This is a genomic window from Pseudomonas sp. NBRC 111138, from assembly GCF_001320835.1.
Classification (GTDB): Bacteria; Pseudomonadota; Gammaproteobacteria; order Pseudomonadales; family Pseudomonadaceae; genus Aquipseudomonas; species Aquipseudomonas paracarnis.
The window spans coordinates 1-12,135 of record NZ_BCBO01000095.1 but is presented as its reverse complement, the minus strand read 5'-3'; the positions used below and the strand labels follow the sequence as shown (position 1 = coordinate 12,135).

Here is a 12,135-nt window from a genome sequence, read left to right as displayed (position 1 = left end):
GGAAGGATTTTTTCTGCCAACCGACTCGTCGCCCCGACTCAGCTGTAGCGATCAACGCCGACTCCTTCAAGAGCAAGCTGAGCGCCTCAGCACACTCTCTCGTAGGCACGCCAAGGCAAATAGCCAACTCAGCAACAGTAAGTGGCCCTGTATTCGAGAACCCGTAGCGTAGGTAAAACGCCGCCAGAGTGAACCTCGCCTTCGAATCAGGCACCCCTAAAACCAACGATAAAAGCTCGGTGAGCATACGTACACCTGGAATTGTTTAGGTAAATATACCCTATTTTGTGCAAATTATTTTTTATCGTTATTAATAACGATATTAATTGAAATATAATGGCTCGAATGCAACGTAGAGCGAAATAAGAATGGGTCGCAAACGCATCCTTGGCCTGGATTGGCTAGAGCTCGGAAATACAAGTCAACGCTTGTGGGCCGTGGATTATTTACGAGCAAAAGGTTTCGATGACCTTTTTCCCTGCAGAAAGAAGCGCCCGTTGGACGAACTTCCGTCTTACAAAGAAATGCTGGCTGCCGGTATGGATATCGAGCGGAAACAAGCTGCACGCGAGTTATTCGGTGATATGAAGAGCGCTTGGCGTCAAGAGAAAGACAGGCAGAAGAAAAAAGATAGTGGCCGCCAGGTATGCGCGTTCACCCTCGATACGATCATCAAGGCTAACCTGCAAGTCATGGCCAAGGAACAAAACAAGAGCGCCACCGCACTGCTTGAGAGCTTGATCACAAAGGCTTACTCAGCCCATCTACGCAGGCAGCAAAAACAACACTCGAAGCACTCTTCGCCAACTGCCCGTAATTACTCATTCCAGGGACCGAACAACATTCGCAGGGACAAAAACGAACGGCAAAAAACAGCTCAAAATGAGACAGCCAGCCATCTTGATGCCGCTCAGAAAGTGGAGCACGAAGTAAGCAGTGCTGCCGAAGAGATCGATGCGCACTCGTTGAAGCCATTGCCGGCCGCTGAAAAACCTCAGAAACATAAGTGGACCCGCACCCCCAAACTCCCCCCTCCAGACAGCCAGGCAGCCGAAATGCAAAGCACGGAAGAGCCGCTAGCGGAACAATCAGCCACCGCGGACCAACTTCCAGTACGGGAGAATAATGACGGTTCAACTCCTGGCCAAGACGTCATTGGGCTGCCCTTGGAAAATCTCAAATTTCATAAGAAAAAACCTTTCGTCATGCCCAATGAACTGGTGCGACTATTACGGCCCGGCACAGATTGAAACCCAGCAGCAGAGTTCAGATCGAAAAGACTGCCCGCACCTTGAGTCGATGCAAATCCCACATACGGCAACGGTGGAAAGCAGCGACAGACTTTTCAGCAAAGGAGCTCTTCGAAAACAAGATGGGGGAACAGATGGGGGGACAAAATACAGCGAGCACAAAAAAGCCCCGTAAAACGGGGCTTTTTCGTTTAAATGTGGCGGTGAAGGAGAGATTCGAACTCTCGATACAATTTCTTGTATACACACTTTCCAGGCGTGCTCCTTAAGCCACTCGGACACTTCACCGTATCTCGTCAAACCAGTTCAGTCTGTCGAGGCGCGCTAATGTAGTCGAAAGCCTTTCTGATGGCAAAGGTTTTTTTCAGAATTTTCATGCGGTTAGACCGTTATGCCATTCACCGCGCGGCAAGGGGTGGTGATTGTGCCATTCTCAGGCAGCGGCGGCACGCGTCTGGAGCGCTTGCTGCGCCCTGCTGCGGGGTGTCTACCCTTGGGGATGGGGCAAAAGCCTGACTGGGTAGTCAGTCACGGCGCTTTACCCGCGGGGGCGTGGTGAGTAACGTCTGCGCATCTACCTCTATAACAAGCCCTACAAGGAACCGCGTCATGAGTGAGTTGATTGCCTACCACTTCGAAGACGGTATCGCGACCCTGACCCTGAGCAACGGCAAGGTGAATGCCATTTCTCCGGCGGTGGTCAGTGAGTTTAATGCGGCGCTGGATCAGGCCGAGAAGGATCGGGCGGTGGTGATCATCACGGGCACGCCGGGGATTTTGTCGGGTGGTTATGATTTGAAGGTGATGACGGCCGGCCCTAAAGAGGCAATCAGCCTGGTGACCTCGGGTTCGACCCTGGCGCGGCGGATGTTGGCGCATCCGTTCCCGGTGATTGTGGCCTGCCCTGGGCATGCGGTGGCCAAGGGTGCGTTCCTGTTGTTGTCGGCGGATTATCGGATTGGCGTCGAAGGCGCGTTCAGCATTGGCCTCAATGAAGTGGCGATTGGCATGACCATGCACCACGCCGGTATCGAGTTGGCGCGGGATCGCCTGCGTAAGTCGGCGTTTCAGCGTTCGGTGATCAATGCCGAGATGTTTGATCCGCAAGGCGCCTTGCACGCCGGTTTCCTCGACAAGGTGGTGGCACCCGAAGAACTGCACGCTGCAGCATTGGAAGCAGCGCGGCAGTTGAAGAAGATCAATATGAACGCGCACAAGCACACCAAGTTGAAAGTGCGCCGCGCACTGCTTGAAGCCCTGGACGATGCAATCATCCAGGATCAGGGCCATAGCCTGAGCTAAGTCCTACACCTGCTGTGCCTGAGCCCGACCTTGAGTCGGGCTTTTTCTTACCTATAAATGTGAAACGTCCGTAGCCGCTCTAGCTAGCCGTTATCGGCTCATGTGGAAACATGCGCTTAAACATCGGCTATCTCCTACGTCTGTAGGGGCAATTGCCGAATACAGTGCACATCCGTACACTGCGCCACCTTTTGTCCCTATGGGCCGTGTCGATGCTTTTTCTGTTGCGTATGTTGTTGATGGGCCTGCATTTTATGATCGCTGGCGTGCTGGGTGTGCTGGTCGGTGTGTGCAGGCCGTTCAACCCGGACAACAGCCGTCTCTGCGCTCGCCTCTATGCGTTGCCGGCCATGCGGATCCTGGGCTTGAACGTAAAGACCGACGTCGACTCGCTGCGCAACAAGCCCGGTACCTGCGTGGTGATCGCCAACCATCAGTCCAATTACGATTTGTTTGTGTTCGGCAATGTAGTGCCCCACCGCACGGTCTGCATCGCCAAGAAAAGCCTGAAATGGGTACCACTGTTCGGCCAGTTGTTCTGGCTGGCGGGCAATGTGTTGATCGACCGTGGCAATGCGCACAAGGCCCGGCGTGCGATGCTGACCACCACGCATACCTTGCAGCATGAGGACACGTCAATCTGGGTGTTCCCGGAAGGTACGCGCAACCTGGGCAAAGGGTTGTTGCCGTTCAAGAAAGGCGCATTCCATATGGCGATTGCGGCCGGTGTGCCTATCGTGCAGGTGTGTGTCAGCAATTACGTGACGCAGATGAAGCTCAATCGTTGGGACAGTGGCAGTGTGCTGATACGCTCGTTGCCGCCGATTCCTACCTGTGGCTTGACGGTGGATGACATCCCTCAGTTGCTGCTGACGTGTCAGACGCAGATGGATGAGTGCATTGCACAGATGGATCGCGAACTGCAACGCGCGTAGGCGCCCGCTTAGGGTGACGCGGAGCGTCACGGGCGGCATTCCCACGCAGAGCGTGGGAACGATCAGTGATATCAGCCAGCAACAACGGAACGCCATTCAGGCTAAGCTGCCCAACATCTGTCCTCTTGATAAGAAGTGATCAGCACCATGGGTAGAGTTGTTGCGGCTGCCGTCTACAGCGCCGGTAAGAAAGTCTCGGATATCACTCTCGATGAAGGCGCGGCCTGGGCCGCCAAACCTGGGCACTTTGTGTGGATCGGCCTGGAAGAACCCAGCGCCCAGGAACTGAACAACCTGCAACGCCAGTTCAACCTGCACGAGCTGGCGATTGAAGACGCCATGGAAAAACACAGCCGCCCGAAGCTGGAAACCTTCGGCGACGCGCTGTTTATCGTCACCTACTCACCGGTGCGCGAGAACGGCAAGCTGGAGTTTATCGAAACCCATATTTTTGCCGGCAACGGCTACATCATAACCGCACGCAACGGTCACTCGGCGTCCTACGGCTTTGTGCGCCAACGCTGTGAGGCGCGGCCGCTATTGCTGGAGCATGGGGAAGATTTCGTACTCTATGCGTTGCTGGATTTTGTCACTGAAAACTACCAGCCGGTGAGCGAGGCGATCCATGCCGAGATCGATGAGCTGGAGCGCAACGTGCTGTGCAGTTCACTCAATGAGCGCGATATCCAGCACCTCCACGGGCTGCGTCGTGACGTCCTGCGGCTCAAGCGGCATGTGGCGCCGATGGTGGAAATCAGCCAAGAGTTGCAGAAGCTCAGCTTCCCGTTTATCGACAAGAACATGCGCCCGTATTTTCGTGATGTGCAAATCCACGTTACGCGACAGATGGAAGACCTCACCACCCTGCGCGACATTGCCAGCCAGACCATCGAGATCGGTGTGTTGCTGGAGGCTTCGCGCCAGAGCGTGGTGCAGCGCAAGTTCGCCGCGTGGGCGGCGATCCTGGCGTTCCCCACGGCGGTGGCGGGGATTTACGGGATGAACTTCCAGAACATGCCCGAGCTGCAATGGCACTACGGCTATTTTGCGGTGCTCGGTTTTATTACCTTGGGCTGTACCGGTTTATGGGCCAGCTTCAAGCGTTCGGGCTGGCTTTAAGCCTTGGCTTCAGGCTGGTGCGCCACAAAGCGCATCATCCACTCCGCCACGGTCACGCCGTGGTGGTCGCGCTCCAGGCTGGCCACGCCGTTGCTGTAGACCTTTTCACCCAGGGTTGTCTGAAGTATTTCCAGCAACTCACGGGAATAGTCGTGAACAAACTCCGGATGGCCCTGGAAGCACAGCACCTGGTCGCCAATGTGATACGCGGCAAACGGGCAGAATTCGCTGGAGGCGATCACGGTGGCGTTTTCTGGCAAGGTGGTGACTTGGTCCTGGTGGCTGATCAATAGCGTCAGCTCCGGCACCTCGGGGCTCATCCATGGCGTCTTGGCATCCAGTTTGTAGGCGTGGGTGCCCATGCCCCAGCCCTGGCTGGCACGTTCGGCCTTGCCGCCCAGCAGCAGCGCGAGCAACTGATGGCCGAAGCACACGCCCAGCAGCTTGTCGCCGCGCTCATAACGCGTGAGCAGGTAGGTTTTGAGCGTCTGGATCCAAGGGTCGATACCGAACGAATCGGCCTTGCTGCCGGTGATCAGGTACGCGTCAAACACTTCGTCATCCGGCGGGTACTCGCCTTGCACCACGTTGTAGACCACAAACTCGGCGGCTATCGGTTGCTTGGCGAACAGGCGCTTGAACATCTGCCCATAGCCTTGGTACTCATCGATCAAAGCGGGACGCAGAATATCGGTTTCCAGGATGCAGACGCGTAGCGACATAAAAAATACCTGACACGGCGATGGGAATATTGCACACCCAGAGCCTGCCTTGAAATACACCCCCAAAGCAAGCCCTCAATGGGCGCCCACACTCACTGTAGGAGCGCTTGCTCGCGAAGAACGTCAACGATAACGCAGGTATCCTGGATAAAAGCGTTGCCTGTGCGTTTTTCGCGAGCAAGCTCGCTCCTACAGTGAAACGTCTAAAACCGCTCGCCTTTTGCGGCTTTTTCCAACAACAACGTCGGCGGCGAGAAGCGCTCCCCGTACTCCTCGGCGAGGTAGCGGGCGCGGGCGATGAAGTCGTTCAGCCCGTACTGGTTGATAAACTGCAACGCGCCGCCACTCCAAGCGGCAAAACCGATGCCGAAGATTGAACCGACGTTGGCATCCGCCGTGGACATCAACACGCCCTCCTCCACGCAACGCACGGTTTCGATGGCTTGGATAAACAACAAGCGGTCGCGCACGTCCTGGGGTGAGATTTGCTCGTCGGGCTGTTCAAACCGGGTTTTCAGCTCAGGCCACAGGTGCTTCTGGCCGCCAGCGGGATAGTCGTAAAAACCACCGCCGGCCGCCTTGCCCGTGCGCTTGTATTCGTTCACCAACAGATCAATCACCGCCGTCGCCGGATGGTTCGGCATAGCCTTGCCTTCGGCCTGCAGGTCCTTGGCCGTTTGCTGTCGGATATGGCTCATCAGGCTGAGGGACACTTCATCGGACACCGCCAGCGGCCCCACTGGCATGCCGGCCTTGCGCGCTTCGGTCTCGATCATCGGCGCCGCCACGCCTTCGCCGAGCATGGCGATGCCTTCGTTGGTAAAGGTGCCGAATACCCGCGAGGTAAAGAAACCGCGACTGTCGTTGACCACAATCGGGGTTTTCTTGATTTGCAGTACGAAGTCAAAACCTCGGGCCAGGGTTTCGTCGCTGGTGCGCGCCCCCTTGATGATTTCCACCAAGGGCATCTTGTCCACGGGGCTGAAGAAGTGCAGGCCGATGAACCTGGCTTGATCAGGCACCGCCGTGGCCAGGCCGCTGATGGGCAAGGTGGAGGTGTTGGAGGCGATCACCGCGTCGGCCCCCACCACGCTTTGCGCTGCGGCCGAGACCTTGGCCTTGAGTGCGCGGTCTTCAAATACGGCCTCGATGATCAGGTCGCAGCCGGCCAGGTCGGCGTCATCCTGCGTAGGATGAATGCGCGCCAGGGTGGTTTCGCGCTGTTCGGCGGTCAATTGCCCACGGCTGACTTTCTTGTCCAGCAATGCGGCTGAATGGGCTTTGCCTTTTTCGGCGGCGGTCAGGGTGATGTCTTTGAGCGCCACCTCGATCCCCGCACAGGCACTGACATAGGCGATGCCCGCGCCCATCATCCCGGCGCCGAGCACGCCGACTTTGCGCGTTACATAAGGCGCAAAACCCTGCGGTCGCGAGCTGCCGGCGTTGATTTGGTTGAGCTGGAACCAGAAGGTGCCGATCATGTTCTTCGCCACTTGCCCGGTCACCAGTTCGGTGAAGTAACGGGTTTCGATCAGGTGCGCGGTGTCGAAGTCCACTTGGGCGCCCTCGACTGCAGCACAGAGGATTTTCTCCGGCGCGGGGAAGCAGCCCTGGGTCTTGCTACGCAAGATCGACGGCGTAATGGCGAGCATCTGTGCGACTTTAGGGTGGGATGGCGTGCCGCCGGGAATCGCGTAGCCCTTGGTGTCCCAGGGTTGCCTGGCCTGCGGATTAGCCAGAATCCAGGCACGGGCTTGGGCCAGCAATGCCTCGCGATCCGCCGCCAACTCATCAATCAAACCCGCTTGCAGGGCCTGGGCGGGCCGCACCTTTTTGCCTTCGAGCAAATACGGCAAGGCTTTTTCCAGGCCCAGCATGCGCACCATACGCACCACGCCGCCGCCCCCGGGCAACAGGCCAAGGGTGACTTCCGGCAAACCCAACTGCACGGACTTGTCGTCCAGCGCGACCCGGTGATGGCAGGCCAGGCAAATTTCCCAACCACCGCCCAAGGCCGCGCCATTGATCGCGGCGACCACCGGTTTGCCGAGGGTTTCCAGGCGGCGCAATTGCGCTTTCAATACCAAGACACTGTCGTAGAACGACTTGGCGTGGGCTTTATCGACCTTGATCAGCTCATTGAGGTCACCCCCGGCAAAAAAGGTTTTCTTGGCCGAGGTGATCACCACCCCGGCGATCTCGTCCTTTTCCGCTTCCAGGCGCGCGAGGGTGGCCGCCATGGCTTCACGGTAGGCGGCGTTCATGGTGTTGGCGCTCTGGCCGGGCATGTCCAGGGTCAGTACCACGATCTGGTCCTGGCCTTTTTCGTAACGAATGGCATCGGTCATGACAAATTCCTTAGGCTCAGAGGCGTTCGATAATGGTGGCGATCCCCATGCCACCGCCGACACACAAGGTGGCCAGGCCGTAGCGTTGCTGGCGCACCTCGAGCTCGTCGAGCAAGGTGCCGAGAATCGCGCAGCCGGTGGCGCCCAAGGGGTGGCCCATGGCGATGGAGCCGCCGTTGACATTGACCCGTGCGGCGTCTATGCCCATGTCCTTGATGAACTTGAGCACGACCGAAGCAAAGGCTTCGTTGACTTCGAACAGGTCGATGTCTTCAACCCGCAGGCCGGCTTTGGCCAGCGCCTTGCGAGTGGCCGGCGCGGGGCCGGTGAGCATGATGGTCGGGTCGGTACTGGTCACCGCCGTGGCGACAATACGCGCCCGCGGTTGCAGGCCCAGCTCGCGGCCTTTGGCCTCGGAACCGATCAGCATCAGCGCGGCACCATCCACGATGCCGGAACTGTTGCCCGGCGTGTGCACATGGTGGATGCGCTCCACGTGGCTATAGACCCGCAACGCGGTGGCGTCGAAGCCCATCTGGCCCATCATTTCGAAGCTCGGCTTGAGCTTGCCCAAGCCCTCGAGGGTTGAGTCGCCGCGGATAAATTCGTCATGGTCCAGCAGCACAATGCCGTTCTGGTCGTGCACCGCGATCAGCGACTTATTGAAGGAACCGTCTGCCCGCGCCCTGGCGGCTTTCTGCTGGGACTGTAGGGCAAAGGTGTCGACATCCTGGCGTGTGAAGCCTTCCAGGGTGGCGATCAGGTCGGCGCCAATGCCTTGGGGCGTGAAGTGGCTGTGCATATTGGTTTGCGGGTCGAGCACCCAGGCGCCGCCATCGCTGCCCATGGGCACGCGGGACATGGACTCGACGCCGCCAACAACCACCAGGTCTTCGAAGCCGGAACGCACCTTCATCGCCCCCAGGTTCACCGCCTCCAGGCCCGACGCGCAGAAGCGATTGACCTGTACACCGGCAACACTGACATCCCAGTCGGCCACCAGCGCGGCGGTCTTGGCGATATCGGCGCCCTGGTCGCCCACGGGGGTGACGCAGCCAAGGACGATGTCATCCACTTGGCGGGTGTCGAGGTCGCTGCGCTGCGCCAGCGCCGTGAGCAAGCCGGCCACCAGGTTTACCGGCTTGACGCTGTGCAGGGCACCGTCGGCCTTGCCTTTACCCCGGGGCGTGCGTATCGCATCAAAGATCAAAGCTTGGGTCATGACATCCTCGAACCGCTATGGGTGTGTGCCCCTACCTTAGGCCCGATTGACACGGTTTCAATGACGGATGCGCTCATTGCTTTTGACCCCCTCGCTCGGACGAACGGTAGGTACCTACGGGAAATGCCTGATTAATCGTTTTAGCCGTCTAGCCCTAGGGCTGGCGCCAAGATGGCAATAAGCCTCATGCCGTTTTTAGCGCAAATACTTCTTAGCTGATATGAAATGAGTCTAAGCCAGAAAGAACGGGCGCTCTAAGGTTGAATCTGTAAGACGCTGCTGCCGGGTTTTGCTGGAGCAGCTGTAAGAAAAGTGCAACGTCACCTCGCGATACTGACTTCAACGGCACGCATTTGACGCTCAGGAATAACAACAAAAGAAAAGGCAGTCAGCCATGTTCAAACAATCGAAAGTACGTCAGGCGGGACTTATCCTGTTCGCCACCACCTTGATTCTGATCTTGCCCAATTTAACCAAGGTTATTGGGTGACACTCCCAGCTTCCGTGCACACACCGCACCAGGCCTGCAGCTTTTGGCAGCACCTGCCAGGACATTGCGCTTAGCGCTCCTGTTGCAGGGGCTGCCTTTTTACCTGCCGTTTTCCGTTATCGTGTGCGCCCTCACTCTCTCGCAACGGGCCTGTGCCTTGAAACCGATCCTCGCCCTTTTTGCCCTGCTGCTGAGCCTGCCTGCGGCGGCGGCACAGTTGACCATCGAGTTGGACCACACCCACAAAACCTGGGAGACCGCCGAGCTGCTCAAGCATCCCGACGCTCAGACGGTGCAGATCGTTGATGATGTGTCCTACAAGCGCAACATGACCTATCGTGCGGTGCCCCTCGCGGTGCTCTTGCCGGGCCTTAAATCTGCGAACCACCTGCAAGCCGTTGCCCTTGATGGTTTTGCCGCCGAACTTGCCGCCGCGCCGTTGCTGGAAAAAAACGGCGCCCGCGCATGGCTGGCCGTGGAAGACCCGGCCCATCCATGGCCACCACTGGGACAGGGCAAGCCCAGCGCCGGACCGTTCTATCTGGTCTGGACCAACCCTCAAGCCGGACGTATCAGCCCGGAACAGTGGCCGTTCCAGGTCTCCAGGTTCAAACAGTTGCAGACGGTTAGCGAGCGTTTCCCGGCGTTATTGCCCGACCCTAAGCTGGCGGCGAACGACCCGATCAACCAAGGCTTCGCGTTGTTCCAGAAGAACTGCCTGGCGTGCCATCGCCTCAATGGCGGCGGTGATGCCCAGATGGGGCCGGACTTGAATGTGCCCTACAACCCCACCGAGTATTTCAGCGGCGATTTTCTCAAGCGTTACATCCGCGACCCGCAAAGCCTGAGGCATTGGCCACAGGCGAAGATGCCGGCGTTTACAGCCAGTGTATTGCCAGACAATGAGTTGGACTTGCTGGTGGGGTATCTGCGGCATATGGCGGGCCGCAAGTTGTAGGGGCGAGCTTGCTCGCGAAAAGCCTGAGAGCACCGTCGATCGTTCCCACGCTCTGCGTGGTAACGCCTCTTGTGATGCTCTGCGTCACGCTATGGGACGCGGAGCGTCCTGGGCTGCATTCCCACGCAGAGCGTGGGAACGATCAAGCAAGCTTGCTCCGACAGTTATCGGTCATTGCTGCGGCGCCACGAATACCTTGGCGTGCATCTGCTCATGCCCACCGCCACGGCGCATGCCGCGTACCGGACAGGCGTCGAGGTAGTCCAGGCCGACGGCCAGCTTCAAGTGCCGCTCCGGCCGGGCCAGTTGGTTGGTCACGTCAAAGCTGTACCAGGCGTCATCCAGCCAGGCTTCGGCCCAGGCATGACTGGCCAGGTGCGCGCTGTCTTCGGTGTACAAATACCCCGACACATACCGCGCCGGGATCCCCAGGCTACGTGCGCAGGCCAGGAACGCATGGGTATGGTCCTGGCACACCCCAGCGGCCCCTGCGAAGGCTTGGGCGGCGCAGGTATCGACGTCAGTCGCGCCGGGGGTGTAGACCATGGTGTGGTTCAGCGCCTGCATCAGGTCGATAAGCGCCGTGCGGTCGCGACGCTGATGGCAGTTTTGCTCGGCAAACCCGCGCAGGGCGTCGTCGGGCTCGGTGAGGCGCGTGGAGCGCAGGAACGGAAAGGCAGACTGGCTTTCGTGTTCGGCCTCGCGCAATTCATCGATCTCCACCACGCCCCGGGCGCCAATGATGATGGCGTCATGGGGCTCGTCCAGCGTAAGCACATGCAGGATGTTACCGAACGGGTCCACCTGCGCCCGCACGGGGCGTGGAAGGTCGAGTTGCCAGCTCAGCACGTGCTGGCGCTCGCTGTCATGAGGGGTCAGGCGCAGGTACTGGATGCTGGCGCGCACCTGGTCTTCGTAGTGGTAGGTAGTGTCGTGGCTGATGGAGAGTCTCATGCCGCCTCCAGGTAGGAACTGTAGATGGCGTCGCCCAACTGGCGGACCAAGGGGATAAAGTCGGTCAGCCAGGCATGCAGGCCTTCCTCGAGGATTTCGTCGATGGCGGTAAAGCGCAGGCGCGCATCCATCTCGGCGGCCAGACGCTGGGCCGGGCGACCATTGAGGCCGGGCAGGCTCGCAAGTATCTGGTCGATCTCTTCGCTGCAAGCACGCAGCGAACGCGGCACATCCGCGCGTAAGAGCAGCAGTTCGGCCACTTGCCGAGCGCCCGGCGCATCGCGATAAATCTCGGTGTACGCCTCGAACGACGACAGAGCGCGCAGCAACGCACTCCATTGGTAATACGCGTGAGCCGTACCATCGCTGACCGCCGCCGCCTGTTCGCCGGCCATTTCGTAGCGGGCATCCAGCAGGCGCAGGGTGTTATCGGCACGCTCAATAAAAGTGCCCAGGCGGATAAAGCGGAAGGCATCGTTGCGCATGATGGTGCCGTACGTGGCGCCCCGAAACAGATGGGAACGCTCCTTGACCCACTCACAAAACCGGCTCATGCCGTAGTGGCTGAGCCCCTGCTGGGCGATATCGCGAATGTCCAGCCAGGTGGCGTTGATGTTTTCCCACATGTCGGCGGTGATCCGCCCACGTACCGCATGGGCGCTGGCCCGCGCCGCACCCAGACAGCTGTAGATGCTCGCCGGGTTGGCCGCGTCCAAGGCAAAAAAGTGCAGCAAGCGTTCAGCGTGCAATGGGCCATGGCGCTCGTGGTAATCGTCCAGAGTGCCGGTGATCAACAGCGGCATGGCCAATTCGTGCAGGCCATCGCCGCGTCCGT

General features: G+C 58.9%; 11 protein-coding genes and 1 tRNA gene. 5 read left to right on the top strand and 7 right to left on the bottom strand.

Annotated features, from left to right (window positions below; translation table 11 throughout):
* A partial coding sequence (locus APH41_RS29200) for a hypothetical protein (RefSeq protein WP_218187867.1) occupies positions 1–247 on the bottom strand: 247 nt, incomplete at its 3' end.
* Between the two features lie 121 nt (positions 248–368).
* Here APH41_RS29200 and APH41_RS18250 point away from each other — a divergent pair.
* The gene (locus tag APH41_RS18250) at positions 369–1,250 is read left to right on the top strand and encodes a hypothetical protein (RefSeq protein ID WP_054920506.1); all 882 of its coding nucleotides are present in this window, start codon (positions 369–371) and stop codon (positions 1,248–1,250) included.
* 198 nt (positions 1,251–1,448) lie between these two features.
* On the opposite strand, the gene APH41_RS18245 is transcribed toward APH41_RS18250, so the two are convergent.
* Positions 1,449–1,538: transfer RNA gene (locus APH41_RS18245), tRNA-Ser, on the bottom strand.
* 321 nt (positions 1,539–1,859) lie between these two features.
* On the opposite strand from APH41_RS18245, the gene APH41_RS18240 reads away from it, so the two are divergent.
* The 3 genes from APH41_RS18240 (at position 1,860) to APH41_RS18230 (ending at position 4,606) form a co-directional block, all read left to right on the top strand.
* On the top strand, positions 1,860–2,552 hold the full coding sequence (locus APH41_RS18240) for a crotonase/enoyl-CoA hydratase family protein (RefSeq protein WP_054920502.1): 693 nt from the start codon (positions 1,860–1,862) through the stop codon (positions 2,550–2,552).
* A 212-nt stretch (positions 2,553–2,764) separates the two neighbouring features.
* Positions 2,765–3,487: a 1-acylglycerol-3-phosphate O-acyltransferase gene (locus APH41_RS18235; protein ID WP_054920500.1), complete on the top strand. Its 723-nt coding sequence runs from the start codon at positions 2,765–2,767 to the stop codon at positions 3,485–3,487.
* A 147-nt stretch (positions 3,488–3,634) separates the two neighbouring features.
* The gene (locus tag APH41_RS18230; RefSeq protein ID WP_003193449.1) at positions 3,635–4,606 is read left to right on the top strand and encodes a magnesium and cobalt transport protein CorA; all 972 of its coding nucleotides are present in this window, start codon (positions 3,635–3,637) and stop codon (positions 4,604–4,606) included.
* Here the strand turns inward: APH41_RS18230 and APH41_RS18225 are convergent.
* The 3 genes from APH41_RS18225 to APH41_RS18215 form a co-directional block, all read right to left on the bottom strand.
* Complete coding sequence (locus tag APH41_RS18225) at positions 4,603–5,328, bottom strand: amidotransferase (protein ID WP_054920497.1); 726 nt, start codon at positions 5,326–5,328, stop codon at positions 4,603–4,605. The two genes, APH41_RS18230 and APH41_RS18225, sit on opposite strands and share 4 nt — an antisense overlap.
* A gap of 203 nt (positions 5,329–5,531) precedes the next feature.
* Positions 5,532–7,676 (bottom strand): 3-hydroxyacyl-CoA dehydrogenase NAD-binding domain-containing protein, encoded by a 2,145-nt coding sequence (locus APH41_RS18220; protein ID WP_054920495.1) that lies wholly within the window; start codon positions 7,674–7,676, stop codon positions 5,532–5,534.
* A gap of 16 nt (positions 7,677–7,692) precedes the next feature.
* On the bottom strand, positions 7,693–8,898 hold the full coding sequence (locus tag APH41_RS18215) for an acetyl-CoA C-acetyltransferase (protein ID WP_054920493.1): 1,206 nt from the start codon (positions 8,896–8,898) through the stop codon (positions 7,693–7,695).
* Positions 8,899–9,545: 647 nt separating this feature from the next.
* Here APH41_RS18215 and APH41_RS18210 point away from each other — a divergent pair.
* Positions 9,546–10,346, top strand: coding sequence for a cytochrome c (locus APH41_RS18210; RefSeq protein ID WP_054920508.1), 801 nt, complete (start codon positions 9,546–9,548; stop codon positions 10,344–10,346).
* A gap of 171 nt (positions 10,347–10,517) precedes the next feature.
* Here APH41_RS18210 and APH41_RS18205 read toward each other — a convergent pair whose 3' ends face one another.
* Positions 10,518–11,300: a transglutaminase family protein gene (locus APH41_RS18205; RefSeq protein ID WP_054920491.1), complete on the bottom strand. Its 783-nt coding sequence runs from the start codon at positions 11,298–11,300 to the stop codon at positions 10,518–10,520.
* On the bottom strand, positions 11,297–12,135 hold an 839-nt coding region (locus APH41_RS18200; protein WP_054920488.1), incomplete at its 5' end, for an alpha-E domain-containing protein. The genes APH41_RS18200 and APH41_RS18205, both read right to left, overlap by 4 nt.